We start from the raw sequence: 25670 nt of genomic DNA on the forward strand, positions 1-25670 counted from the left end.
GGAGAATAAAGTATGGCAATAATTATGCTTATTTTAATGAACGTAGCGGTAATGGCATCGATTTATTTAACTATATTTTTAATTGAGGCGTTTTTCGGTGTGAGACTGGACCAGGGAACTATCAGCGGACTTTTGATTTTGTCTTTTATAGTGGGATTCAGCGGCGCTTTGATTTCGCTGTTTTTATCTAAATGGATGGCAAAAATGAGTGCGGGAGTCAGAGTAATAGAAACTCCGAGCAATGATGCCGAAGCGTGGCTTGTAAACACGGTGGCCAAACTTGCTAAAGAAGCCGGTATCGGGATGCCGGAAGTAGGTATATTTGACGGGCCTCCTAACGCGTTTGCCACAGGATGGAACAGAAACGATGCGCTTGTAGCTGTTTCTACAAGTCTTTTTGATTTAATGGATACAAAAGAAATAGAAGGTGTGCTTGCACACGAAATCAGCCATATCAAACACGGCGATATGATAACAATGACGCTTTTACAGGGTGTTTTAAATACATTTGTGTTTTTCGTATCGCGCTTGATTGCGAGTATTATTTCACCTAAAGACGAAGAAGGAAATGAAAATCCTTTCGCTTATATGGCTATAAGTTTTGCGCTTGAGATGCTTTTGAGTATATTTGCGACAATGCTTGCTATGTGGTTCAGCAGATACAGGGAATATAAAGCGGATGCTGGAGCCGTAAGACTCGACGGACCGGAAGGGATATATTACGCACTTGCAAAACTAGGACAGATTCCAAAAGAGCAGGTTGCACTTCCTAAAGATATGAAAGCATTCGGAATAGTTGGATTTTTGGATCTTTTCAGTTCGCATCCGCCTATTGAAAAAAGACTTGAAAATATTAAACAGGTTGCAAGAGAGATGGGATACAACATATAATTGAGAATGGAGAATGTAGAATTGAGAATTAAAGAATTTGAAGAAATAAAATCAATAATAATTAAAGCCGGGGAGATTTTCAAAGAGGGGTTTTACTCCTCCAAGGAAATCACCCTTAAAGGCAAAAAAGATTTAGTTACTGAATACGACGTAAAAATCGAAGAGTTTTTAAAAGAAGAGTTTAAAAGATTTGATTATTCTATTATTGCGGAAGAATCCGTTAAAGACAAATTTGGAAATTCCATAATAATCGATCCGATTGACGGTACTACCAATTTCGCACATCAGATACCTCACTGTGCCATAAGTGTCGGGGTTTATGAAAATAAAAAACCGAAATTCGCTTTTGTATACAATCCTGTGCTTAATGAATTTTATACGGCTGTTGCGGGCGAGGGCGCATATAAAAACGGTAAGAAAATAAATGTCAGTAAAAACGATTATTTTCAAAGAGCTTTAATCGGAACGGGATTTCCGTATTCAAGCGCAGACAATACGGAAGATCTCGATCTTGTAATAAACAGGCTTCATAACGTTCTTCCGAAATGTCAGGATATAAGAAGACTCGGAAGCGCCGCGCTGGATCTATGCTATGTGGCGGAAGGTAAATATGAAGGGTTTTATGAAATAAATCTCAAACCGTGGGACGTAAGTGCCGGGATATTGATAGTAAACGAAGCCGGAGGCAAAGTTACAAACGACAGAGGCGGGGAATTTGATATGTTTAACGATAAATGCATAGTCGCTACAAACGACCTGATACATGAAAATCTTCTAAGCCTTCTTTAATCCTGATATATAACGTCTATATCTTTCGGATATGTGGGTATGAATACGGAAGGGGCGATTTTCTTTTCCGACTGGTTTGAAAATAAAATTTCCACTTTGTTTCCTACATCATCGGTGTACCAGGCTTTTTCTAAAGTTTTTCCATATTTAAAATATACTTTTTTGTTTTGAACTTCCGCAACATATTCGTTGTTTTTGATTTTTTTGGCGTTTTTAAGAGCGTTGAAAAGATTGAATTTCGGTTTTTTGGAAATTGTTACCTGCATAAGATCCGGCTCATAGATATACACCCTGTCGTTAATCCAGATTTTTTTTTCGTTCGGGTAGATATATTGCCAGAATACGTTTTTCGAATCAGTATAGATTTTTCCTTTGTATATTAATGTATGGTTGTCCTGCTGAATTTTTTGCGTAAAATCCGCAGAAAAATAGTGAGGAAGTTTTAAAGCAAACAGGTTTAAAATTAACGCTATATTAATTAATATAATTCTCAATTATGAATCTCCATTCTTAAATTAATTTATGTTATTATAACAAAAAACTTTGCAAAGGCTTTTTTTATGGTTAAACACGTATTTAGAAAAATTTTTGGAACAAAAAACGACAGAGAGCTCAAAAAATATTTCGCAAGAGTAAAAGAAATAAACGCTTTAGAAGAAAAATATGAAAAAATGAGCGATGATGAAATTAAAAACGAATTTGAAAAAATTAAAAATCAGATTTTGGAAGAAGTAAAAAACGGAGCCGATGAGCAGGAGACGCTCAATAAATATTTAAACGACGTTTTTGCAATGGTCAGAGAAGCCGGAAAGCGAGTTCTCGGAATGAGACATTTCGACGTACAGCTTGTAGGTGGTATGGTTTTACACGAAGGCAAAATAGCGGAAATGAAAACGGGTGAGGGTAAAACACTCGTTGCTACGCTGCCTGTTGTATTAAATGCGGTGCTTGGCAAAGGCGTACATGTTGTAACTGTAAACGATTACCTTGCACAGCGTGACGCCAACGATATGGGCAGACTTTATGAATTTTTCGGCTTTACTACAGGATGCGTAGTGGGCGGTATGGAAGATTATGAAAGAAAACAGGCATATCAGTGTGACGTAACATACGGAACGAATTCCGAATTCGGTTTTGATTATCTTAGAGACAATATGACGTTTGATATTAACGACAAAGTTCAAAGAGGGCATTATTATGCAATCGTCGACGAAGTCGACTCTATTTTAATTGATGAAGCAAGAACTCCTCTTATTATTTCAGGTCCGGCTAATAAAAGGGTTGAAGATTACGAAAGAGCAGATAAAGTAGCAAAACAGCTTGAAAAAGACAAACATTTTAAAGTTGACGAAAAAGACAAAGTCGTTCTTTTAACGGAAGAGGGTATAAGAAGGGCTGAGGAGCTTTTTGAAGTTGACAACCTTTATACTCCTGAAAACGCAATACTTGCACATCATTTGGATCAGGCTCTTAAAGCGAACTATCTGTTCCAGGAAGGAAAAGATTATATCGTAAGAAAAGGCGAAGTTTTAATAGTTGACGAGTTTACGGGAAGAATTGCGGAAGGAAGAAGATTCAGCGAAGGGCTCCACCAGGCATTGGAAGCCAAAGAAGGCGTGGAAATTCAGGAAGAATCACAGACTTTTGCGGAAACCACTTACCAAAACTATTTCAGACTTTATAAAAAACTTGCGGGTATGACAGGTACGGCTCAGACCGAAGCGACCGAATTTATAGAAATATACGGTCTTGAAGTTATATCTATCCCTACGAACAAACCTGTAATCAGAGCCGATAAAAACGATCTTGTTTATAAAACAGAAGAAGAAAAATTCGAAGCGGTCGTTAAAAAAATAAAAGAACTGCACAAAAAAGGCCAGCCGGTGCTTGTCGGTACTACAAGCGTGGAAAAAAGTGAATATTTAAGCCGTCTTCTTAAAAAAGAAAAAATCCCTCATACGGTGCTTAATGCGAAAAATCACGAAAAAGAGGCGCAGATTATTGCGGAAGCAGGTAAAAAAGGCGCTGTTACCGTTGCTACGAATATGGCCGGTAGGGGTGTCGATATTAAAATCGATGATGAAGTAAGAGAACTCGGCGGTCTTTACATTATCGGTACCGAAAGACATGAGAGCAGAAGGATTGACAATCAGTTAAGAGGACGTTCGGGTCGTCAGGGAGATCCGGGTGAGAGCCAGTTCTATCTTTCTTTGGAAGACGATCTTCTAAGAATATTCGGAAGCGAAAGAATTAAGAATATTATGGACAGGCTCGGAATAGACAGAGGCGAGCATATTGACAGTAAGATTGTTTCGCGTGCTATTGAAAACGCACAGAAAAAAGTTGAAACAATGCACTTTGAAGCCAGAAAACATATTCTTAAATACGACGACGTTGCGAATGAGCAGAGAAAAGTTATTTATGCTTTCCGTGATCAGCTTTTAGATCCAGGGTTTGATATAGATAAAAAAATAGAGGAAATAAGAGAAGAGTTTGTTGAATATATTTTATCTGAAGCCGAGATTTTCCCTCATTCTCTTGAAGAAGATTTTGATTATGATAATTTAATTGCACATCTGAAAGAATACACCGGAATAGAATTTACAAAAGAAGATCTGAGCGGCAAAGACTATGAAACTCTTAAAGAGTATCTGGTAAACAGATTAAAAGAAGAATATGAGAAAAAATTTGCAGAAGCCAGTGATGAGGACAAGAACAGAATTCAAAGACAGGTTATGCTTCAGGTTCTTGATGAGAGCTGGAGAGACCATCTGTATATGATGGATATCCTGAAAACCGGTATAGGATTAAGGGGCTACAACCAAAAAGACCCTCTTGTTGAATACAAAAAAGAAAGCTTTAATCTGTTCCAGGAACTTATTCAAAGAGTTAAAGTGGAAAGTATGAAGGTTCTCCATAATCTTCAGATTGAATATCAGCAACCAAATATTGATCCTGATATTGCGGAGTTTATGAATGCCATTAAGGGTAAAAATATTGACGAAATACTTAAAAACATCCCTGAAATTCCGGAAGAGATGGAACAGGCCGATATGGACGAGATTATGAAACAGCTTGAAAGCCAGACAGAAGCTTTAAAGGCTGAATTTGAAGCGAAACAGCAGAAAAAAAGAGTAAAAAGAAATGATCCGTGTCCTTGCGGCAGCGGTAAAAAATATAAAGACTGCTGCGGTAAAAGTCCTAAATTTTAATAATGAAAAATTAAAAACGGACGTAAAGGCAGAAGAGGTTGAATAAAAAATTCGTTAATTTTATAATTAAAAGATACCTCCGTTTTGACAGAAAACATCCGTTTATATATATCAGCTTTATTCTTGCCTTTTTAGGCATTATGACCGGTGTGGCAACGCTTATGATCGCTATGGGGATAATGAACGGTATGGATAAAGAGTTTGAAAAAAAACTTAAAGTTATGAATTATCCCATTACCGTATATTCTTCTTTGGTAAACGTTGACGACACTCTTCTTCACAGACTTGAAAAAAAATTCCCTAATTTCAAATACTCGCCATATATCGAAAGCAGCGCCGTTATTCAGAAAGGCTCTTTATACGGTGTTATGCTTTACGGTGTAGATTTTAAAAAAGAAGCCGGAATCAACTATATTTTCAAAAACGCCATAAAAGACATTAAAAAACCAGGACTTTTTGACGTAGTAGTCGGAAGCAGGCTTTTTAGCGACCTTGGAATAGTTAAAGGCGAAAAAGTTATTATGATTTTTTCTAAAATGACGCCTCTGGGCTTTGGAATTTCTCCTATACTTAAAAAGGTCAAAGTCGTATCTTACTTCAAAAGCGGACTTATCGCATACGATAAAGGCATAGCGTATATGAATATAAACGGGCTTAAAAGAATTCTTCACCAAAATTATTACAGCGGGATACATATATGGAGTCCTAATCCGTTTAAGGATATAGAAAAAATAAAAAAAGCCGTGCCTCCGGGAGTCGGAGTAATAGGCTGGTGGCAGCAGAACGGAAACTTTTTTGCAGCTTTGAAAATGGAAAAAAGAGCTCTTTTTCTGGTGCTTATGCTTATTATAATAGTAGCGGCTTTAAATATAATAAGCTCTCTTCTTATGATGATAATGAGTAAAAGAAAAGAGATTGCCCTTATGCTGAGCCTTGGCGCCAGCAACAGGGAAATTAAATCTATTTTTCTGAAACTCGGAACACTTATAGGTCTGATGGGAATTACATTCGGCGCAATAATAGGCGGTATAGGTATCTGGATTCTTAAAACGTTTGATATTATCAAGCTTCCGGCTGACGTTTACGGCGTCAGCAGACTGCCTATAGATTTGAGCCCGGTTGATTTCGGACTTATAATATTGGGTGCATTTGTGATTGTGATACTGTCAAGCATATATCCTGCCGTTAAAGCCGGTAAAACCGATGTGCTTGAAACTTTAAGATATGAATAATTTTTCCATTCCAATTTATATATTATGCTATAATTTCGTAAAAAAGGACGTTTTATGCAAGGCGCAATGACCGCTCTTATTACTCCGTTTAAAAACGGAAAAGTTGACGAAGAAACATATGCCTCACTTATACAAAGGCAGATTGACAACGGTATTGACTGGGTTGTTCCGGTCGGAACTACGGGAGAGAGTGCTACACTGACTCATGACGAGCATAAAAGATGTATTGAAATAGCCGTAGAGATTTGTAGAGGGACGAATACTAAAGTTTTAGCCGGGGCCGGAAGCAATTCTACCCATGAAAGTATAGATTTGGCTAAATTTGCCGAAGCGAAAGGTGCGGATGCGGTACTCAGCGTATCTCCGTATTATAACAAGCCTACTCAAAGAGGACTTTACGAACACTATAAAGCTCTTGCAAACGCAATTAAAATTCCTGTTGTTTTATATAACGTGCCGGGAAGAACCTGCAGCAATATAAATGTAGAAACAGCAATAAAACTTTTTAACGATGTTGAGAATATTATTGCCATTAAAGAAGCTACGGGAAGTATAGAAAACGTGGTTGCTCTATGTGCAAACAGCGATATAGCCGTAATAAGCGGAGATGACGCAATAAACTATCCGATAATGGCTACCGGAGGAAAAGGCTGTATTTCGGTGACTTCAAATCTTCTTCCTAACAGAATAGCCGAACTTATACACAGCGCTTTAAAAGGTGATTTTGATACAAGCAGGGCTATCAATGAAGAACTGTATGATATTAACAAAGTTCTTTTTGTGGAAAGCAATCCGATACCGATTAAATACGCAATGTATGAAGCCGGACTGATTCCTAGTCTGGAATACAGGCTGCCGCTTTGTGAACCGAGTGATGAAAACAAGGCGAAAATAAAAGAAGTTTTAAAAAAATATATTTAAAGGATTTTAATGAAGGGTAAAACGTTAGTAATAAGCGGGGCAACGAGAGGTATAGGCAAAGCGATAGCCGAAAGATTTGCAAAAGAGGGCGTTAATATAGCATTCACTTATAATTCAAACCAGGAAATAGCAGAAAATCTTGCAAAAGAGTGGCAGGAAAAATATGGAATTAAAGCCAAAGCGTATAAACTTAATATTTTGGAACCTGAAACATATAAAGATTTATTCAAACAGATTGACGAGGATTTTGACAGAGTCGATTTTTTCGTTTCGAACGCGATTATCAGCGGAAGAGCGGTTGTAGGAGGGTTCGGACCTTTTATGAGACTAAAACCAAAAGGAATATGCAATATATTTACCGCAACTGTCAACGCTTTTGTAGTAGGGGCTCAGGAAGCGGCTAAAAGAATGCAAAAAGTAGGAGGCGGAAGCATAATTTCTCTAAGTTCTACCGGGAATCTTGTTTATACTCCTAATTATGCAGGCCACGGAAGTTCTAAAGCAGCTGTTGAGACAATGGTTAAATATGCGGCTGCTGAGCTTGGAGAATGGGGAATCAGGGTCAATGCCGTAAGCGGAGGTCCTATTGATACGGATGCCCTTAAAGCGTTTCCTAATTATGAAGAAGTAAAAGCCGAAGTTGAAAAAAGAAGCCCTCTTAACAGAATGGGTGTACCGGAAGATTTGGCCGGAATAACATACTTTTTATGTACGGATGAAGCCAGCTGGATAACTGGTCAGACTGTTGTTGTTGACGGCGGAACTACATTCGGAGGAAAGATCGGTTAATGTCAATAATTACTGATGACGGTATCAAACTGTACAGATACGAACTTTGGAAAAAGAGATTAAAAAACGTTCCTAATATATTGGCTTTTATAAGAGTCTTACTGGCGTTTTTGATGTATCTGTTTTTGGTGGACAGAGATATGTTTGCAGGTATTCATCCGAGCTGGATGGACTATTTTGCGGCTTTAATATTTGTAATAGCAAGTATTACCGACTTTTTTGACGGTTTTATTGCAAGAAATTTTGACGCAAGCAGCAAACTCGGAGAAATTTTGGATCCTTTGGCCGATAAAATGCTTATCTTAGGGGCATTTTTGGGTCTTTTGTTTTTACACAGGGCAAACGCCTGGGCGATATATCTTATCTTAGTCAGAGAGTTTTTTATTACAGCTCTTAGAATTTCAATGGCTCAGGAAGGATTAAGCGTAAAAGCGTCTATGGCGGGGAAAGTAAAAACTGTTTCTCAAATGGGGGCTATAGGGTTTTTGCTTATGAACTGGCCCTGTGCAAACTGTCTTTTATGGATTGCGGTTGTTCTGACGCTTTACAGCGGATACGATTATATTAAAGTTTATGTGAAAGCTCAAAATGATTAGTGCGATAATAATACTTTCTTTTTTAATTTTTTTCCATGAATTCGGACATTTTTTAATGGCAAAACTTGTCGGTGTCAAAGTAGAGGTTTTTTCAATCGGTTTTGGAAAAAAACTTGTCTGTAAGAAATTCGGAGAAACCGAATGGTGTCTAAGCGCCGTGCCTTTAGGAGGATATGTCCAGATGAAAGGGCAGGACGACTCAAATCCGTATGTAAAAAGCGACGATCCGGATTCGTATAACGCAAAATCTCCCTGGCAGAGAATTCTGATACTTCTGGGAGGTCCAGGATTTAATTTTTTACTGGCTTTTTTGATTTATCTGTTTATTGCGTTTACAGGATGGACGAAACTCGCTCCGGTAGTCGGTCAGACAATTCCGAATACGCCTGCCGCAAAAGTGCTGAAAAAAGGCGATAAAATTATTGAAATAAACGGAGTAAAAATACGTTCATGGGATGATATATCGCCTTTGGTGCAAAAATATTCCGTATTGCATATGGAAATTCTAAGAAACGGCAGAATTTTTAATATTACACTCAAACCGAAAGTAGAAACGGCTAAAAACGTTTTTAACGAAGAAGTAAAAAGAAAAATAGTGGGAATCGTTCCGAGCGGAGATATTATAAAGGTGCATTACGGAGTTTTGGAAGCGTTTAAAGTGGCGTGGGATAAATTCGTAAGCGATTCAACGCTTATAGTAAAAGGCGTTCAAAAACTTATTACCGGTGCGGTAGGGCTTAATACGTTAAGCGGTCCTATAGGAATAGTGGATATTACCGCAAAAGTAGCAAGTTACGGGTGGCAGCCGTTATTGCTTCTCGCAGCGCTTCTCAGTGTAAACTTAGGGGTGCTAAACCTTCTGCCGATACCGGCTCTTGACGGAGGGCATATAATGTTCAATCTGTATGAGGCTGTTTTCAGAAGAGAAGTGAGCGAAGAGATAATGGTCAAGCTTACAATAGGGGGCTGGATAATACTCGGCTCTTTAATGCTTATCGGTGTTTACAACGACCTTCACAGGTTAATAGGAGGATAAAATGACGTTAGACGAATTAATTCAAAGAGTTGAAGAAGCAAGGCTTAGAAGAAGCGAACATCTTATAGTCCAGATCGTAGCCGTTACAAAATATACAAAAGATACGGAGCCTCTAAGAAAACTTTATAACGAAGGGCAGAGGGCTTTTGGGGAAAACAGGGTACAGGATATGGAAGATAAAGTAAACGCCCTTAGCGATCTGCCTATCGAGTGGCATTTTATCGGCAATCTGCAAAAGAATAAAATCAATAAACTTTTAAAATTAAATCCTTTTATGATCCAGTCAATCAACTCTTATGAACTGGCCGAAGCAATTAATAAAAGAACGGATAAACCTGTAAGATGCCTTCTTGAGATAAACTCGGCAAAAGAGCCTACAAAACACGGTTTACAGCCGGAACTTGCTGTTGAGACGTATCTGAAAATCAAAGAAAATCTTCCTAATATTAACCTTCAGGGTGTTATGACGATAGGCGCGCATGTCGATGACGAAGAAGAGATCAGAAAGAGTTTCAGACTGACATATAAAATATTTGAACAGCTTAAACCTTACGGAGCGAAGATATGCTCTATGGGTATGAGCGGGGATTTCGAAATAGCGATAGAAGAGGGCTCTAATATGATAAGGGTCGGAAGCGCTTTACTGAACTCATATCTATGAAAACAACGGCATCCGTAGTAATCAGGATTATAATCTGGATTATTCTAATATTCGGAGGTATTGCGCTTTCCCTTTATTTGGATTTAAAGTATTTTAAATCCCTTCTTTTTAATCCTTATTTTCATTTTATAACTTTAATATTAGGCTTTTTTGCACTGAAACTTGCTTTCCACGCCGCAGCGGTAGGAGGCAGGGAGCTTAAAAGAAAAGGGAGAGACGGTGATATACCGAGACTTGAAACGAACAGACTTGTGACTTCGGGTATATACGAATGTACACGTCATCCCATGCTATTCGGACTTATGCTGCTGCCGTTGGGAGTAGCTCTTTTTTTAGGGCTTCCGAGTTTTATATTTTTTATCGCTCCACTTGAAGCTTTTTTTATATTTATAATGGTTGTTACCCTTGAAGAAAAAGAAGCATATATAAAATTCGGAGACGATTATCTTAAATATAAAGAAAAAACACCCCTGTTTCCAAAAACAAAGGAGTGTTTTAAAAAGCTATTTTTTGATTAGTTTAACGGTTACGCTTTTATCAAAATATTTTTTAATTTCTTCTACTTTTTCAGGAGTCAGGGAGTTTATTTTCTCTTCATATTCCAAAAGAGGCGTTATGTCTCCTTTTGCGAAATAATCTCCGTAAATATTGCTGACCCCGCTGGAGCTTTCAAGCTGAGTTAAAAAATCCATTTTTGTCTGATTTTTTACTTTGTTCAGCGCTTTTTTGGTTATTTTAGTATTTAGTATCTCTTTTTTAAGTTCTTTTTCTACTGTGTCCGGACTGATACCCGGATTGCATATCGCAAGAGCCAAAAACACTCCCGGATCGATCAGTTCCATATTGTATGCGTATACTTCACTGACTAACGCTTTTTTATTAATAAGTTTTTCTCTTAAAGTTCCGCTTTTGCCTCCGCTTAATATTTCACTGTAGGCGCTCAGGGCAAACTGGTCTTCATGTCTGAAATCCGGAATTCTGTAAGCAATTGCGACTATGTCGACCTCGGTGTCTCTTTTAACGGTTATATGTCTGTCTCCGTCAAGTTCCGGCTCTTTCATATGCACATCCGGGATTTTTTTACGGTTTTTAATATGTGAGAAATATTTTTCCGCTGCGTTGAATACCTTTTGAGGTTCAATATCTCCGGCTACGAGCAAAAACGCGTTTTTAGGCTGATAGTAGGTTTTATGAAAATCTCTGATATCGTTTATTGTCCAGTTTAAAATATCGTCTTTAAATCCTATAGGCGTCCAGTGATAAGGATGGTAAAGATATGTGTTGTTAAACAGTCTGAAATAGAGATACCCGATAGGATTGTTATCCGTTCTCCAGAGTCTTTCTTCATAAACTACTTTTCTCTCGCGCTGAAATTCGTCGTCGTTAAGATTTAAATTTTCCATAACTTCACTGAAAAGCTCAAACGTTTTATCAAGATAAGTGCTGGAAGTTTTTATGTAATAGTGTGTATAGTCAAACCCGGTTGATGCGTTGTCAACTCCGCCCAGGCTTTTTACTATTTTATCGAAATCTCCCTCAGCAAGGTTTTTTGTAGATTTAAAATTCATGTGTTCGAGCATATGGGCTATTCCGCTTTTACCCATTATTTCGTTTCTGCTTCCGACTTTATAAAAAATATTGCTTGTAATTACGTTGGAGCCTTTATTCACAGGAATCGCTATTACATCTAAGCCGTTTTTCAGTTTATGCGTATAGAATTTATGAAGCATTGAACGCCTTTTTTTGTGTTATCATATCATAAAAATTATTAAGGATAAAGAATGTATGATATTTTGGTAATAGGCGGCGGTGTTTCCGGGTTTGTGGCGGCGGTTAACGCCAAAAGGTTTTATCCGGCGAAAAGAGTGGCCCTTATAGAAAAAAATCCAAAAAAACTTATACCTTGCGGGATACCTTATATATTTAACACATACGAAATAGACGATGATTTAATGCATCTTGAAAAAAAACTGAAAAAATTCGGAGTCGAACTAATAAAAGGCAGTGTCGAAGGCGTAAATATTAACAGTAAGATTGTTATGTTAAGTAAAGATGCGGATATTGACAAAACAGGGCAGAAAAAACGCCTGGAATACGAAAAGCTGATAATAGCCACCGGCTCCACACCTCTTATTCCGCCTATTGAAGGGATTGAAAACGCTTATTTTATAAAAAAAGAATACGATTATTTAAAAAAGCTTGTTTCAAAAACAAAAGACGCCGAAAACATCACAATTATAGGAGGAGGGTTTATAGGTCTTGAAATTGCGGATGAACTGAGTAAAAATAAAAACGTAACGCTGATTGAGGCAATGGATTCCCTTCTTCCGAATTCTTTTGACGATGACTACTCTTTGGAAGTAAAAGAGCTTTTAAGCAAAAAAGTAAATATAGTTTTAAATTCAAAAGTTACAAAAATAACGGATAAACACATTTATCTGGATAACGTTGAAATTAAAAGCGATCTTACTATTGTCGCTACCGGATTTAAGCCCAATACCGAAATGTTTAAAAACATTCTTCCTTTAAATGAAAAAGGTTTTATACAGGCGGACGATTATTTCAGGGTTGATAAGGACGTATACGCCGTTGGAGACTGTGTAGAGCATAAAGAGTTTTTTACCTCTAATCCAACTCCTTTAATGCTTGCGTCCACCGCTGCGTTTGATGCAAGGATAGCCGCAGCGAATCTGTATAATCTGAGAATCATCAGACATAATAAAGACGCGCTAAACATCTATTCCACCGTTATCGAAGGAAGAATGTTCGCAGCAGTCGGTATTACTGAAAAAATGGCTAAAAAACAGGGATTTGAAATAATTGCGGCAAAAACCTCGACACCGTCTACACATCCGCCTAAATTTTCACATTCGACTGACGTAAAATTAAAACTTATTTTTTCAAAAAAAGATTTATATCTTTTAGGCGCTCAGATAAGCGGAGGCTTGAACAGTGCGGAATTAATAAATATATTAAGCCTTGCAATACAAAAAAATGCAACGGCTACGGACTTATATACTATGCAGATAGGCACACACCCTATACTGACTCCTCCTCCGACTTTTTATCCGGTTTCGGCTACGGCTGCGGAGGCTCTTAAGGAGTTTTAGGCTTTGGATTTATTCTCAAGTTTTTTAGGAATTTCTATTCCTATTGCTTCGCTTATATGAGAAAAACCGTCTTTTTTCAGGAGTTCTATTAATCCTCTGTTGATTTCTCCTACGATTCCGGGACCTTTGTAAATTATGGCCGTGTAAACCTGTAAAAGAGAAGCTCCGGCTTTTATTCTTTTATATGCTTCTTCGGCGCTGTCTATGCCTCCTACACTTATAATAGGTACTTGTCCGAATACTTCGCCGGCCACAATTCTAAGAACTTCGTAGCTTCTTTGAGCCAGAGGTTTTCCGGAAATTCCGCCTCTTTTTATTTCACTTCCGACCAAATCGTAATTTACAGTCGTATTCGTGACTATTATCCCGTCTGCTCCCGCTAAAACGGAATAGTTTGCAAGATTTATAATCAGTTCGTCTTCCATATCCGGAGAAAATTTAATCAAAACAGGTTTTTGAGTGAGGCTTTTGAGCTCCCCGAACAGATTTGATATAAATTCTGCATTCAGGAGGTCTCTTAAACCAGGAGTGTTCGGAGAGGAAATGTTTACTACAAAAAAGTCCACTACGTCGTTTAATTCTTTTACGAGTATTTTATAATCTTCTACAGCTTTATCTTCCGGAGTCGTTTTGTTTTTACCTATATTGGCCCCTATGGGAAGTATATACGGATATATTTTTTTAAGTCTTTTTTTGATTACCTGAACACCTTCATTGTTAAAACCGTAAGCGTTTTGGACTGCTTCATATTCGATATGTCTCCAGGCTCTCGGCTTTTCGTTTCCCGGCTGCGGTTTGGGAGTTACGGCTCCTATTTCTCCCCAGCCAAAGCCTAAAGCAGGCCAGCCGTATACCATTGTTGCATGTTTGTCAAATCCAGCGGCTACACCTACGGGGTTTTTAAATTCCAGGTTCCAGATTTTCTGATTAAGCATCGGATCGTCAACAAAATTCGCTTTAACAAGAGGATTAAAAAAAAGAGGACATCTTCTTGCGGTTCTGAAAGCCATATCCACCAGATCGTGTGCAAGTTCCGGATCCGTTTTGTAAATCAGGGGTTTTATCATATCAAAAAAACTCATAAGAGACCTTTTTTGTTAAAATTATACATTAAATTTAAAAAAAGGATTAATTTGAACGCCAAAATATACGGTATTCTCGGAAGCGCATTTTTATGTATGAGCTTTATTCCGGCTGTATCGATACTTTTTACCATACTTGGATTGATTTTTCTGGGAATTTCTTTAAATCTGTATTCAAAAGAAAACGAAAAAATATTTAATTATTTTCTTATTGCTTCAATACTCGCGTTTGTGGCTTCCATGCTGTTTTATTTCAAACTCGTCGCCGTAATAACTAGCATGATACTTTCATTGCTGTCGTCAAACCCGATTATTCCGATAACTCTATCAATCATTATCTATTTTAGCGTTTATTACGTTTTGCAGATAATCAGTGCGGTTTATTTTAAAAAAAGTTTTTATCTCTTAGGAGAGTTGTTTAACAATAAACTGCTGAAAACAGGGGGATTGTTTTTGGTGGCCGGAGCCGTATTGAATATTTTTTTCATCGGACTTATCATCTGGACTCTCGGATGGCTTTTGATAATGCTTGGATTTTTTACTATTGAGGAAATAATAGACGCTGAAATTATTGAAGATGTGAAACTGATAGAGAAAGATTAAACTTTCTCCCATACAGTGCCGTTTGGCGTGTCCTGTATCTGAATACCCATTGAATTTAATTCGTCTCTTATCTTATCGGCAAGTTCGAAATTTTTTTCTTTTTTGGCTTCGGCTCTTTTAGAAATAAGTTCGTTGATTTTAGATTTAGTCTCTTCATCTATTCCGGCCTGGAAATATTCGTAAGCATCACTGCCGCCGACTCCCAAAAGAGCGTCGATAAATTCTATATTGCTTAAAATTTTCTGTTTTAAAGCCTTGTCTTTAGGGTTTTTGTCAAGGTTTTCGTTTGCTTCTTTAACGAATTCATCTACAACCGCAAGAGCTTTTGAGATGTTTAAATCATCACTCATGGCTTCAAGAAGTTTGGATTCAAACTCGGCGTCTTGCTGCTTTTTATTAAGTCCGTAAATTCTTTTTTTCAGTCTGTAAAGTTTATCGAGCCTTTTTTTGCTGGCAATCAGGTCTTCTTCGCTGAAATTCAGAGGAGCTCTGTAGTGCGTGCTCATAAGATAAAATCTTAAAACTTCTCCGGGATAGTGTTTAAGGGCATCTTTTACGAAAAAGCTGTTGCCAAGAGATTTACTCATTTTTTCGCCGTTAATCTGAACGAATCCGTTATGCATCCAGTATTTTGCCAGATGTTCTCCGTATGCGCAGCGTGTCTGAGCCTCTTCGTTTTCATGGTGAGGGAAAAACAGATCAGCCCCTCCGCCGTGTATGTCTATTTCATATTCTCCGCTGTAAGCGATATGTTTTTTAATCATTGCGCTGCACTCTATATGCCATCCGGGTCTTCCGCTTCCGAAAGGTGAATCGAAACATACGTCGCCTTCGCCTTTGCATGCTTTCCAGAGGGCAAAATCGGCCGCATTTCTTTTGCCTTCGGTGTCAACCCTGTGCATTACCTCATCTTCCTGGCATTTATTTGATAGTTTGCAGTATTCCGGGTCTTTGCTGACGTCAAAATAGATATCGCCGTTCGGAAGCTGATAAGCATAGCCTTTGTCCAGCAGATGTCCTATCAGATCAAACATAGCTTCAAGAGATTCCGTGGCTTTGGGCTCTATATCCGCCCTTTGCACATTCATGGCTTCCATGTCTCTTAAATAGGAATTTATATAAAATTCGGTAATTTCTTTAAGAGACTGTCCGGTTTTATTCATTTTATTTATTATTTTGTCGTCTATGTCGGTAAAGTTTTTAACAAACGTAACTTTATATCCCAGTGCTTTAAGCGTCCTTCTTAACAGATCAAAACTTATAGAGCTTCTCGCATGCCCCAAATGAGCGTCGTCATATACCGTAGGACCGCATACGTAAATCCTGGCTTCCCCTTCTTTAATAGGTTTAAATTCGACTTTTTGTTTAAGATGTGAATCGTATATTGTCATACTGCTCCTTTAAATATGTGCTAATATCCATAATATTGTTATTCTAAAAACTATAGCGATAATTATACTACTTAATATAACCAAAACCATATAAAAAAGATATTTTTTTTCAAAAAACTCCAAAAATTTATTAAATCCGAACTCTTTTAGAGTCAGTACGAATAAAACCATACCGCTTATACTGCTTGCAAGTGCCAGTCCGTATACTTTAAGAGGGTAAAGCAGTATAATTGAAAGTATGATGTTTACTATGAGCGCATATGCGGAGATTTTAGCGGCTTTTATGTGTCTGTGCGTTGCGTACAGATAGCTCGAAAAGAGTTTGTTCAGACCGTACGGAATCAGCCCCAGCATATACATGATAAGAACTACAGAGGTTATTTCGGCGTTTTTTTCCGTAAACGCCCCGTGTTCGAACAGGAGTTTTATTATTTCTTTCGAGTCAGCTATAGCGACTATTGAAGCCGCAATAAGCAGATAAAACAGAATCCAGAATGTTTTTTTCATTGAAGAAAAAGCGCTTTTTTCTTTTCCCTCGTTAAGCTCTTTTGTTATTTTAGGAAACAGAACCGTTGAGACGGCAATTGCAAAAAGTGCAAACGGCAGCTGAAAAAGTCTGTTTGCGTAGTATAAATAACTTATGCTTCCCGCGGTTAAAAACGTTGCAAGCCAAGTATCGATAAACGAACTTATCTGAGCGGTGGAATTGCCTAGCACTGAGGGCAGAAAATGTTTTTTGAACTGCGTAATATCCTGTTTTTTTCTGCTTTTGGCTCCTATATACAGAAGTTTTAGTATTCTGTATTTTTTTGCTGCGATCACATGTGCGATAACCTGTGCAAAACCTCCCGCTATTACGCCGAAACTCATATACCAGATAATCTGTTCTTTTGGCAGATTCATCGAAAGCAGAAGCGATATGATTATAGATATATTCAGCAGTGCCGTCGAAAAGGCCGTTGTTGCAAAATGTTTCTTATACTGCAGAAGACTTGCAAGAAACGTGACAATAAATATTAAATCCAGATACCAGAAGTTTAACGCTACAAGAGGAGAGGCCAGTTTTTTTGCTTCGGGCGAAAAGCCGTATGCCAGCACGTCTGTTACGATATTTGAGAAGAATGTGACAAAGAGCGATAAAATCAGTATAATTATAAATAATTTTTTAAAAACGAGCCATGCGAATTTCGGTTTGTTTTTAGAAGCGGCATAGCTTGGCAGAAAGCTTTGTGTAAAGGCGCCTTCGGCAAAAATCCGTCTGAACAGGTTTGGAAATTTAAAAGCCACGAAAAAAATATCGGAATAGATATTTGCGCCTAGAATGGAAGCACTTAACAAATCACGGATAAAGCCTAGGATTCTTGAATTAAAGATTCCTATAAAATTAACGATTATATTTTTAAACATAAAACGTATTTTACCAAAAGGATGAGATTGGGTATATTTGATTTTTTGAAAAAGGAAGAAAAAACGGTAAAAAAGGAAGTTCTGCCGTATGTTGTAAGAACGGAAAACGTTAACGAAGCTTTGCTTAAAATATCTGCAAGCAACAACATTCCGCTTTCTTCTCTGGATTTTGACATACTTGATTTTACAACATATATAAAAATCGGAAGCAACAGTGAGTTTGTAGAGCTTGACGATCAGAGCAGGGAACTCGTCCATATGGAAGATTTTTTAATTAATGAAGAGAATGAAATAAAACAGGTATATGAGATTGAAATAAAAAGAGCCGAATTCAGCGATGACTTTGAACTGATCGGAGAAGTGAAAATCAACAGATTTATGACACATGCCGTTTATATTGTAAAACCTGAATCCCTTTTAATTTATAAGCCGGATCTTCAGGAAAGGTTAAAAACCGAACTGAATAAAAAGAAAATCAAAAACTCCATGCTTATTGAACTGTTTGACGACAAAATGAATCAGGACATAGAAAAGGTTGTCGCTAAAATACGTGTTTTGGGCCAGCTGGAACAGGAAGAAGAGATCGAACTGTGTCAGGGGATTGATCCTGTTGAAAATATTGAAGGCAAAGTGATATATCATTATCTTAAAAAGAAAGAAAGTATAAAAAACGAACTTATTTTCCCTGTTAAAACAGGAGATGTGCTTATTGAAATCATTAAACCGATGCAGGGAAGAAACGGAAGGGACTGCAGGGGTAAAATAATTAAAATACCGGAAGTGAGGGAATTTGAAATTCCTAATATTACGTTTAACCCCGAAGAGATAAAAAAAGAAGAAGACGATAAAAAAATCTTATATATCGCCCTTAAAGACGGATATATATACAAAGACGGAGATTCTTATACCATAAAAGACGAGATGGAAATAGCCCAGATAAATCTTCAAACGGGTAACGTCAGCGGTGCTAAAGATTCAAACGTTAAACTCGACGTAAAAGAAAGCGATGCGTTAAAAGAAGCGATTGCAGACAATATGACGGTTGAAACCACCATTCTCATAGTCCGTGGAAACGTAGGAAAAGCTGCTAAAATAAACGCAAAAGAGCTGACCATAGAAGGACAGACTCACCAAAAAGCAAAAATTTACGCCGATAAAGCTTTTATAAATATTCATAAAGGATATGTTGAAGGTAAAGAAATTGAAATCAACAGACTTGAAAGCGGCATTGTAAAAGGGAAAAAAGTAAAAATAAAACAGGCTATAGGAGGTAAAATAGTAGCCGAAGAAGTAGAATTTGAAATAATGGGCTCCCACGTAGAGGTTTATGCTCTGAAACAGATAAAAATAAACAAACTCAAAGGCAGTGAAAACAGACTGATAATTTCTCCTTTGGAAGTTTTAGGCCTTAATGCCGATGCGGATAAACTTGAAAAAATGATAGAGGAAGTGAAAAGAAACCTGGAAATTAAAACAAAAGAATACAATAAAAGAAAAGAAGTTCTGTTAAAAAACAAGCCGACAATAGAAAAATATATGAAAACCTACAAGGAAAACAAAGCAAAAGGCGTAAAGACTTCCGCAGTAATTTTAAAGAAAATAAAAGAATATAATGAATTTAAAGATAAAACGCTTGAACTTAAAAATGAAATTTTACTGCTTCAAAAAGATCTTCAGGAGCTTCACGAAACACTTCAGAACTATCAGACGGCGATATTTAACGCCAAAATTATTTCATGTTCTCCCTGGAGCGCATTTAACAGAATAGAATTTGACATGGTGGAGCCTCCCGTTAAGCTGAGATATGACACCAAAGGCAGCGAAGGGGTTTGCGGGTTTAAATTAAAAGATTACGGAGATACGTATAAAATAGTAAAAATAAAGGTTGATGACAATGATTGCGGCTCTTAGGGGAAAAGTATTTGAAAAAAACGAAGGTAAAATACTGCTTGATGTAAACGGAGTAATATATGAACTTAACGTCAGTATGCTTACTTTTTCTTCCGTAAACGAAGAAGGGCTTTTTTACATAACGGAAAAAATTTCCGAAAATGAATATACGCTTTACGGTTTCACGGATAAAAACGAAAAAAAATTATTTGACAGTCTTATAAAATTAAACGGAGTAGGGCCTAAAGTGGCTCTTGCAATATGCTCTACCTATACTCCGGAAACATTTATGGATATAATTTCAAAACAGGATATAAACGCTTTAAAAAAAGTTCCGGGAATAGGGCCTAAAAGTGCTAAAAGAATATTAATGGAAATGGGGGATTTTGATATTGAAATTCAAAATCCGGTATTAAATCAGGCACTTAACGCTCTTGAAAGCCTCGGATTTAATAAAAACGATGTTTTAAAAGCCTTAAACGGACTTGACGGCACACTTGAAGAAATAATAAAAGAAGCACTGAAAAGATTAAGTAAATAAGGAGAAGTATGAAGTTTGCGGTGTTATTCGGAGGAAACAGTTTTGAACATGAGATTTCAATCGTAAGCGCTATTACGCTAAAAGAAAAAATAAAACAGCACGAACTCGATTTTATATTTATCGATCAGGACAGGGATTTATATTTAATTGAAAAAAAAGATATGAAAAGCAAATATTTTTCAAGCGGAGAATATAAAAAATCTCAAAAAGTCGAGTTTGCAAAAGGCGGATTCAGATATTTTAAAGGCTTCATAAAGAAAGAATATTATGTTAATTATGATGCAGTGATAAATCTTATCCACGGAAGAGACGGCGAAGACGGCAAACTGGCCGGGATACTTGAGTTTTTTGAAATTAAAGCCGTTACTCCAAACACGGAAGCTTCGGCCATCAGTTATAATAAAGTTTTGACGAAGGCTTATGCAAAAGAAATGGGAGTAGAGGTTATAGATTATGAAATAATAGACAGTCCGTCAACCAAATTCGATTTTCCTGTGATTATAAAGCCTGCAAGACTCGGAAGCAGTATCGGAGTAAGTATCGCAAGAAACAGCGAAGAGCTTACATATGCTTTTGACGTTGCTAAAGAATTTGACGATCTGATTATTGCAGAGCCTTTTATTGAGGGCATAAACGAATATAATCTTGCAGGATTTTTAACTGAAAACGGATTTGTTTTCTCAAAAATAGAAAAGGTTACGAAAAAAGAATATCTTGACTTTGAAAAAAAATATATGGATTTCAGCAGAAAAGAGACGGAATTTAAAGAGGTAGATAAAAATATTGAAGCAAGCATTAAAGCCGCTTTTGAAAAAATATACAATACGACTTTCCGAAATGCGTTAATCAGATGTGATTTTTTTGAAAAGGACGGGACTGTTTATCTGAATGAAATTAATCCGATACCGGGAAGTCTTGCCAACTATCTTTTTGATGATTTTGATTCCGTTTTGACAGAACTGGCAAAAAATATTAAAACCGAAGAAAAAATAACTATAGATTATCAATATATAAATAAGATACAAATGGCAAAAGGAAAGTGATTTAAATAAAGGGGTTTTATGACTTACAGATTTATAGTTTCAGGAAGGGTACAGGGAGTCTGGTACAGAAAATTTATACAGCAGAATGCCAAAAAAGCCGGCTTTAAGGGATATGTGAAAAATCTGCCCGACGGAACGGTTGAAGCCGTTGCTGACATCGAAAACGAAGAGAAATTAAAAGAGTTTTTAAATATTTTAAAAGAGGGCTCTCCTTACAGCGAAGTAAAAGATATAGAAGTTGAACCGTTACAGGACCAGAACTTTGATGATTTTGAAATAAGGTATTAATATGTATGAACTTTTTGGATTAATAGTCAATTTTATAACCGCTTATATTTTAGGATTTTATATTATAACCGTATTACAGTGGTACAACTATAAAATCAGCAGGATAATATTTCATTTTCATAAGCCGCTGTGGCATCTGCTGTATTTTGTAATTCCGATAGTTACATATATTGCGGCATATAAGTTTTTTTGGATATATCTGTTTTTCGGTTTGATCCCTTCGCTTCTGATATGGCAAAGACGCGTAAAAGGATTAAACGTTACACAAAGAGTGAAAAGGTTTTTTATATATTTAGGTCTTTTTGAAACACTCAATCTGGTGTTTTTAAACAAGCTTCATTACAATCCCGGAATAGGGGTGCTGGCCGTACTTATATGTGCTGTGGCGGCTTCCGAAATTACCGAATATATTCTGTTTTTAAAATTCAAATCCCAGGCAAAAGAAAAACTCTCCAAAATAAATCCAAAAATTGTTGCGATTACTGCAAGCTATGGAAAAACATCTATCAAAAATTATCTTTATCAGATTATAAAAGACAGTTTCAGGGTGTATAAAACTCCGAGAAGCGTTAACACCATAAAAGGTATTGTTAAAGATATAAACGTAGATATGCCCGAAAATATTGAGATATATATAGCTGAGGCCGGTGCAAGGGAAAAGGGCGATATTTTAGAAATCGTTAAATTTTTGGAAAATGAATATTCAATTTTAGGCAAAATTGGTCCGCAGCATATAGAATATTTTAAAACGCTTGATAATATTAAAAAAACAAAATTAGAGATTTTTCAGACTCCTAAACTCAAAAAAGGTTTTTCATATGAAGTCCCTTATAACGAAAAGGTAGAAGTTATAAAAGATAAAATTAAAAACATAAAAGCAACTCTGGACGGTATAAAATGGGATGTTGAAATCGGAGGCAGGTTATATTCTTTTGAATGTGGCGTATTAGGCGGATTTAATGCCGTAAACGTAACACTTGCAGTATTTCAGGCTTTAGAATTGGGGCTTAGTATTGAAGAAATACAAAATAAAGTGCTAAAATTAGAATCAGTGCCTCACAGGCTCCAAAAAATAGAAGTCGGAGGTAAAATTATTATTGACGACAGTTTTAACGGAAATCTGGAGGGAATGCTCGAGTCTTACGATTTGGTTAGCCGGTATGAAGGTAAAAAAGTTCTTGTTACGCCGGGAATAGTTGAAGCAACGGAAGAACAGAATATTAAACTGGCTAAAAAAATAGACCAGGTTTTTGATCTGGTGATTTTAACGGGGAATATAAATAAAAAAACTCTTTGCAACAATATTACAAGAGCAGATAAAATTGTATTGAAGACTAAGAGAGATTTGGAAAAAATCTTAGCCGAAAACACAAAAGCGGGGGATTTAATACTGTTTAGCAATGATACTCCTGAATATCTTTAAAGGATGAAGAATGTGTGAAAATGTTTATAAATTTACCGATAAATTTATGAATCCGTTTTTTAATCTGACGATGCCTCTTAGCAATCACATAGATTTAGCTATTTTCGGGGCGTTTGTTTTTGTTTTAGTTCTTTCTTTTGTTCCGAAAACGGATCTTTTTATAGAAAAGCTTACTAAGTTTTTTATGATTCTTGCTTCAATCTCATTAATCATACTGACATTAATAGTCAGTTACGACGTTATAGCAAGAAAACTTTTTCATGGCGGAAGTATTGCGCTGCAGGAGCTTGAATGGCACCTGTATGATTTGACTTTTTTATTTGCGATAGCTTATACAATGAGCAGGGACAAACATGTCAGAGTCGATATTTTTTATGACAGATTTTCCGTTAAAACAAAAGCGATTATTCAGATTATAACCGTTTTGTTTTTCGTAGTGCCTTTTGCAACGCTTATTATTGCGGAAGCCATACCTTTCGTACAGATGAGTTATGCAATGCATGAACAGTCTGGCGATCCGGGCGGTCTCGGGTGCAGATGGATTATAAAAAGTACTATGATTATAGGGTTTGTGCTTGTTCTGCTTCAAAGTATTTCTGAATTAAAAAAAGCATATTATAAACTTAGACATTCAAAAGGATAAAAATGACGGGGTTAATATTATTTGCAGTTGCTTTTATTTTGTTAATGCTGGGTATACCTGTTGCTTTTGCATTTGGTGCAAGCGCGGTTTTTGCCGCCTGGATTGATCCTAACGTCGGTCTTCAGGTTTTCGGTCTTCTTCCTTACAGAATATTCGGAAGGATGGACAACGTAATTTTAATGGCTGTTCCTTTGTTTATTTTTATGGGGCTTATTTTGGAAAAAAGCAAAATAGCCGAAAAAATGCTTGAATCGATAGGAGAGCTTTTCGGACCTGTCAGAGGAGGGCTTGCGATAGCCATTGTTATAGTAGGTGCCATTCTGGCTGCCACTATGGGTATTGTTGCTGCCAGTGTTGTTATGATGACTACTATTTCGCTTCCTGTTATGTTAAAACACGGTTATTCTCCTAGACTTGCAGGTGGAGTTATTGCAGCAAGCGGAACACTTGGACAGCTAATTCCTCCTAGTATTGTTTTGATTATTTTGGGTGCGGTTATGAATATCAGTGTGGGAGATCTGTTTAAAGCCGCCGTTATTCCGGGACTGATTGTTGTATGTTTATATATAATGTATATACTTATACTTTCATTTTTTAAACCTGAAATTGCTCCGGCAATTAAAACCGACAAACCATATTCCCAGATTCTTATAGAAGCCGTTAAATCCCTTGTGGCTCCCGCTATTTTAATAGCTATAGTATTGGGGAGTGTGTTTACAGGATTTGCAACACCTACGGAATCAGCCGCAGTCGGTGCGTTAGGTTCTATTATTCTGGCTGTTTTTTACGGCACGTTTAGCTGGGATTTGCTTAAATATGCTGCAAAAGAAACAGTTACGATGACGGGCATGATTTTTATGATTTTAATCGGTGCGGCCGCATTTTCTCTCGTATTTAACGAATCAGGAGCAGGGGATATCGTAACCTCTTTCTTTACGGACGATATATCAAGCAAATATATTTTTATTTTCTTTGCTATGTCTCTGATTTTTATATTAGGATTTTTTGTAGACTTTATTGAAATCACATTTATTATTATTCCTATACTTCTTCCGATTGTACAGGAGTTTAATATTGATCCGTTATGGTTTGCTCTGTTAATTGCGATTAACTTGCAGACTTCGTTTTTAACTCCGCCTTTTGGATTCAGTCTTTTCTTTTTAAAAGGCGCGGCAGGCAATAAAATACAGACAAAAGACCTGTATATTGGGATTATTCCGTTTATATTGTTCCAGATTATTACACTGCTGATAATTTTCTTCTTTCCGCATTTAGTGGAGATATTAGTTAAATAATGGTTTATATTGGCACAAGCGGTTATTATTATAAAAACTGGGTAGGGGAATTTTATCCCCCTTCTATAATGAAATATCACTATTTCGATTATTATGCCAATCATTTCAATTCGTTAGAGTTAAATTCCACTTTTTACCGTTTTCCCAAAATTCAGACAATGAGATCTTGGAAATATAAATTAAAAAATTATCCGGAATTTAAACTTTCGGTAAAAGTCAGCAGAAACATCACCCATAAAAACAGATTAAAAGACACTGACTTAATGAAAGACTTTATCAATAACGTTTCTGTACTTGGTGATAAACTTGGTGTAATATTACTTCAGCTGCCTCCGAGTCTGAAATACGATATATTACTTTTGGAAGAATTTGTGCGTTGTCTTGACGACAATTTTAAATTTGCCATAGAATTCAGAAACGGCAGCTGGTACAGGCTTGAAACATATACATTGCTAAAAAATAAAAACATAGCTTTGGTCTGGCATGATTACAGACAGGAAATAGTTTACAAAAAAACCGCTGATTTTATTTATGTCAGACTTCACGGCTCAAACGGAAAATACAGAGGCAGTTATCCGCAAGAGTTTTTTATTACATTAAAAGAAAAAATAAATAACACACTCAGCTATATCTATTTTAACAATACGGATGATAACAGTGCGTTTAAAGACGCTTTAAGACTGCAAGAGCTTTTAGAATAAAATTTAAGAGAATATACATTATGTTAACAAAATAATATCTCTTTTTTATTATAGTATAGTTTAGTATACTGAATAAACGCTGTTAAATTAATTATATTGATTTTTCAAAACAAAAGAGAGAAAGCC

At 36.6% G+C, this 25670-nt stretch carries 25 protein-coding genes; 20 read left to right on the top strand and 5 right to left on the bottom strand.

Annotated elements, in window-relative coordinates:
* Nucleotides 1-12 precede the first annotated feature (12 nt).
* Nucleotides 13-891, top strand: coding sequence for a protease HtpX (gene htpX, locus ACZ5EP_RS02660; RefSeq protein WP_127680461.1), 879 nt, complete (start codon nt 13-15; stop codon nt 889-891).
* Nucleotides 892-897: 6 nt separating this feature from the next.
* A complete protein-coding gene (locus ACZ5EP_RS02665) occupies nt 898-1680 on the top strand; it encodes an inositol monophosphatase family protein (protein ID WP_464509328.1) in 783 nt (260 codons plus the stop codon).
* Here ACZ5EP_RS02665 and lolA read toward each other — a convergent pair.
* A complete protein-coding gene (gene lolA / locus ACZ5EP_RS02670; RefSeq protein WP_464509329.1) occupies nt 1677-2174 on the bottom strand; it encodes a LolA-like outer membrane lipoprotein chaperone in 498 nt (165 codons plus the stop codon). The two genes, ACZ5EP_RS02665 and lolA, sit on opposite strands and share 4 nt — an antisense overlap.
* A 66-nt stretch (nt 2175-2240) precedes the next feature.
* On the opposite strand from lolA, the gene secA reads away from it, so the two are divergent.
* Genes secA through ACZ5EP_RS02710 form a run of 8 tightly spaced genes read left to right on the top strand, consistent with a single transcriptional unit; the run spans nt 2241 to nt 10645 of the window.
* Complete coding sequence (gene secA / locus ACZ5EP_RS02675) at nt 2241-4892, top strand: preprotein translocase subunit SecA (RefSeq protein WP_464509330.1); 2652 nt, start codon at nt 2241-2243, stop codon at nt 4890-4892.
* Between the two features lie 38 nt (nt 4893-4930).
* On the top strand, nt 4931-6124 hold the full coding sequence (locus ACZ5EP_RS02680; RefSeq protein ID WP_464509331.1) for an FtsX-like permease family protein: 1194 nt from the start codon (nt 4931-4933) through the stop codon (nt 6122-6124).
* A gap of 54 nt (nt 6125-6178) precedes the next feature.
* Nucleotides 6179-7045, top strand: coding sequence for a 4-hydroxy-tetrahydrodipicolinate synthase (dapA, locus tag ACZ5EP_RS02685; protein WP_464509332.1), 867 nt, complete (start codon nt 6179-6181; stop codon nt 7043-7045).
* A gap of 9 nt (nt 7046-7054) precedes the next feature.
* Complete coding sequence (locus ACZ5EP_RS02690; RefSeq protein ID WP_464509333.1) at nt 7055-7834, top strand: enoyl-ACP reductase; 780 nt, start codon at nt 7055-7057, stop codon at nt 7832-7834.
* Entirely contained in the window at nt 7834-8430 is a 597-nt protein-coding gene (gene pgsA, locus ACZ5EP_RS02695; RefSeq protein WP_127680447.1) for a CDP-diacylglycerol--glycerol-3-phosphate 3-phosphatidyltransferase, read from the top strand. The genes ACZ5EP_RS02690 and pgsA overlap by 1 nt, the downstream gene beginning before the upstream one ends.
* Nucleotides 8423-9466 (top strand): RIP metalloprotease RseP, encoded by a 1044-nt coding sequence (rseP, locus tag ACZ5EP_RS02700; RefSeq protein ID WP_127680445.1) that lies wholly within the window; start codon nt 8423-8425, stop codon nt 9464-9466. Before pgsA ends, rseP begins: the two co-directional genes overlap by 8 nt.
* A gap of 1 nt (nt 9467) precedes the next feature.
* Nucleotides 9468-10127: a YggS family pyridoxal phosphate-dependent enzyme gene (locus ACZ5EP_RS02705; protein ID WP_127680442.1), complete on the top strand. Its 660-nt coding sequence runs from the start codon at nt 9468-9470 to the stop codon at nt 10125-10127.
* Nucleotides 10124-10645, top strand: coding sequence for a methyltransferase family protein (locus ACZ5EP_RS02710; protein WP_464509334.1), 522 nt, complete (start codon nt 10124-10126; stop codon nt 10643-10645). The genes ACZ5EP_RS02705 and ACZ5EP_RS02710 overlap by 4 nt, the downstream gene beginning before the upstream one ends.
* Here ACZ5EP_RS02710 and ACZ5EP_RS02715 read toward each other — a convergent pair.
* Entirely contained in the window at nt 10631-11857 is a 1227-nt protein-coding gene (locus tag ACZ5EP_RS02715) for a M16 family metallopeptidase (protein ID WP_464509335.1), read from the bottom strand. The genes ACZ5EP_RS02710 and ACZ5EP_RS02715 overlap by 15 nt on opposite strands.
* Nucleotides 11858-11908: 51 nt before the next feature.
* On the opposite strand from ACZ5EP_RS02715, the gene ACZ5EP_RS02720 reads away from it, so the two are divergent.
* Nucleotides 11909-13237, top strand: a complete 1329-nt coding sequence (locus ACZ5EP_RS02720; protein WP_464509336.1) for an FAD-dependent oxidoreductase — start codon at nt 11909-11911, stop codon at nt 13235-13237.
* On the opposite strand, the gene pyrD is transcribed toward ACZ5EP_RS02720, so the two are convergent.
* A complete protein-coding gene (gene pyrD / locus ACZ5EP_RS02725) occupies nt 13234-14319 on the bottom strand; it encodes a dihydroorotate dehydrogenase (quinone) (protein ID WP_464509337.1) in 1086 nt (361 codons plus the stop codon). The two genes, ACZ5EP_RS02720 and pyrD, sit on opposite strands and share 4 nt — an antisense overlap.
* Before the next feature lie 51 nt (nt 14320-14370).
* On the opposite strand from pyrD, the gene ACZ5EP_RS02730 reads away from it, so the two are divergent.
* Nucleotides 14371-14922 carry a DUF996 domain-containing protein gene (locus ACZ5EP_RS02730; protein ID WP_464509338.1) on the top strand — a complete coding sequence of 184 codons (552 nt, stop codon included), beginning with the start codon at nt 14371-14373 and terminating at the stop codon, nt 14920-14922.
* Here ACZ5EP_RS02730 and cysS read toward each other — a convergent pair.
* Entirely contained in the window at nt 14919-16313 is a 1395-nt protein-coding gene (gene cysS, locus ACZ5EP_RS02735; protein ID WP_464509339.1) for a cysteine--tRNA ligase, read from the bottom strand. The two genes, ACZ5EP_RS02730 and cysS, sit on opposite strands and share 4 nt — an antisense overlap.
* 9 nt (nt 16314-16322) lie before the next feature.
* A complete protein-coding gene (gene murJ, locus ACZ5EP_RS02740; RefSeq protein WP_464509340.1) occupies nt 16323-17720 on the bottom strand; it encodes a murein biosynthesis integral membrane protein MurJ in 1398 nt (465 codons plus the stop codon).
* Nucleotides 17721-17741: 21 nt separating this feature from the next.
* Between murJ and ACZ5EP_RS02745 the strand changes: the two genes are divergently transcribed.
* From ACZ5EP_RS02745 to ACZ5EP_RS02780, 8 genes are read left to right on the top strand one after another with little or no spacing between them, the layout of a single operon-like run.
* Nucleotides 17742-19631: a flagellar assembly protein A gene (locus ACZ5EP_RS02745; protein WP_464509341.1), complete on the top strand. Its 1890-nt coding sequence runs from the start codon at nt 17742-17744 to the stop codon at nt 19629-19631.
* On the top strand, nt 19615-20151 hold the full coding sequence (gene ruvA / locus ACZ5EP_RS02750; RefSeq protein ID WP_127680414.1) for a Holliday junction branch migration protein RuvA: 537 nt from the start codon (nt 19615-19617) through the stop codon (nt 20149-20151). Before ACZ5EP_RS02745 ends, ruvA begins: the two co-directional genes overlap by 17 nt.
* A gap of 8 nt (nt 20152-20159) precedes the next feature.
* Nucleotides 20160-21194, top strand: coding sequence for a D-alanine--D-alanine ligase (locus tag ACZ5EP_RS02755; protein WP_464509342.1), 1035 nt, complete (start codon nt 20160-20162; stop codon nt 21192-21194).
* A gap of 18 nt (nt 21195-21212) precedes the next feature.
* Nucleotides 21213-21482 carry an acylphosphatase gene (locus tag ACZ5EP_RS02760; protein WP_127680410.1) on the top strand — a complete coding sequence of 90 codons (270 nt, stop codon included), beginning with the start codon at nt 21213-21215 and terminating at the stop codon, nt 21480-21482.
* 1 nt (nt 21483) lies between these two features.
* A complete protein-coding gene (locus ACZ5EP_RS02765; RefSeq protein WP_464509343.1) occupies nt 21484-22905 on the top strand; it encodes a Mur ligase family protein in 1422 nt (473 codons plus the stop codon).
* 10 nt (nt 22906-22915) lie between these two features.
* A complete protein-coding gene (locus ACZ5EP_RS02770) occupies nt 22916-23548 on the top strand; it encodes a TRAP transporter small permease subunit (RefSeq protein WP_464509344.1) in 633 nt (210 codons plus the stop codon).
* Between the two features lie 2 nt (nt 23549-23550).
* Nucleotides 23551-24843, top strand: a complete 1293-nt coding sequence (locus tag ACZ5EP_RS02775; RefSeq protein WP_464509345.1) for a TRAP transporter large permease — start codon at nt 23551-23553, stop codon at nt 24841-24843.
* Entirely contained in the window at nt 24843-25544 is a 702-nt protein-coding gene (locus tag ACZ5EP_RS02780) for a DUF72 domain-containing protein (RefSeq protein WP_464509346.1), read from the top strand. Before ACZ5EP_RS02775 ends, ACZ5EP_RS02780 begins: the two co-directional genes overlap by 1 nt.
* Nucleotides 25545-25670 lie beyond the last annotated feature (126 nt).

The organism is Nautilia abyssi, from assembly GCF_055388085.1.

Excerpts from the sequence above, each read along its gene's own strand:
- pyrD (WP_464509337.1), bottom strand. The coding sequence starts at position 14,319 with ATGAGTTTTTTTGATATGATAAAACCCCTGATTTACAAAACGGATCCG.
- secA (WP_464509330.1), top strand. The coding sequence starts at position 2,241 with ATGGTTAAACACGTATTTAGAAAAATTTTTGGAACAAAAAACGACAGA.
- ACZ5EP_RS02665 (WP_464509328.1), top strand. The coding sequence starts at position 898 with ATGGAGAATGTAGAATTGAGAATTAAAGAATTTGAAGAAATAAAATCA.
- ACZ5EP_RS02775 (WP_464509345.1), top strand. The coding sequence starts at position 23,551 with ATGACGGGGTTAATATTATTTGCAGTTGCTTTTATTTTGTTAATGCTG.
- ACZ5EP_RS02755 (WP_464509342.1), top strand. The coding sequence starts at position 20,160 with ATGAAGTTTGCGGTGTTATTCGGAGGAAACAGTTTTGAACATGAGATT.
- ACZ5EP_RS02690 (WP_464509333.1), top strand. The coding sequence starts at position 7,055 with ATGAAGGGTAAAACGTTAGTAATAAGCGGGGCAACGAGAGGTATAGGC.
- cysS (WP_464509339.1), bottom strand. The coding sequence starts at position 16,313 with ATGACAATATACGATTCACATCTTAAACAAAAAGTCGAATTTAAACCT.
- ACZ5EP_RS02710 (WP_464509334.1), top strand. The coding sequence starts at position 10,124 with ATGAAAACAACGGCATCCGTAGTAATCAGGATTATAATCTGGATTATT.
- ruvA (WP_127680414.1), top strand. The coding sequence starts at position 19,615 with ATGATTGCGGCTCTTAGGGGAAAAGTATTTGAAAAAAACGAAGGTAAA.
- ACZ5EP_RS02760 (WP_127680410.1), top strand. The coding sequence starts at position 21,213 with ATGACTTACAGATTTATAGTTTCAGGAAGGGTACAGGGAGTCTGGTAC.
- murJ (WP_464509340.1), bottom strand. The coding sequence starts at position 17,720 with ATGTTTAAAAATATAATCGTTAATTTTATAGGAATCTTTAATTCAAGA.
- ACZ5EP_RS02720 (WP_464509336.1), top strand. The coding sequence starts at position 11,909 with ATGTATGATATTTTGGTAATAGGCGGCGGTGTTTCCGGGTTTGTGGCG.
- dapA (WP_464509332.1), top strand. The coding sequence starts at position 6,179 with ATGCAAGGCGCAATGACCGCTCTTATTACTCCGTTTAAAAACGGAAAA.
- ACZ5EP_RS02715 (WP_464509335.1), bottom strand. The coding sequence starts at position 11,857 with ATGCTTCATAAATTCTATACGCATAAACTGAAAAACGGCTTAGATGTA.
- ACZ5EP_RS02745 (WP_464509341.1), top strand. The coding sequence starts at position 17,742 with ATGAGATTGGGTATATTTGATTTTTTGAAAAAGGAAGAAAAAACGGTA.
- ACZ5EP_RS02705 (WP_127680442.1), top strand. The coding sequence starts at position 9,468 with ATGACGTTAGACGAATTAATTCAAAGAGTTGAAGAAGCAAGGCTTAGA.
- ACZ5EP_RS02770 (WP_464509344.1), top strand. The coding sequence starts at position 22,916 with ATGTGTGAAAATGTTTATAAATTTACCGATAAATTTATGAATCCGTTT.
- ACZ5EP_RS02780 (WP_464509346.1), top strand. The coding sequence starts at position 24,843 with ATGGTTTATATTGGCACAAGCGGTTATTATTATAAAAACTGGGTAGGG.
- ACZ5EP_RS02765 (WP_464509343.1), top strand. The coding sequence starts at position 21,484 with ATGTATGAACTTTTTGGATTAATAGTCAATTTTATAACCGCTTATATT.
- rseP (WP_127680445.1), top strand. The coding sequence starts at position 8,423 with ATGATTAGTGCGATAATAATACTTTCTTTTTTAATTTTTTTCCATGAA.
- htpX (WP_127680461.1), top strand. The coding sequence starts at position 13 with ATGGCAATAATTATGCTTATTTTAATGAACGTAGCGGTAATGGCATCG.
- pgsA (WP_127680447.1), top strand. The coding sequence starts at position 7,834 with ATGTCAATAATTACTGATGACGGTATCAAACTGTACAGATACGAACTT.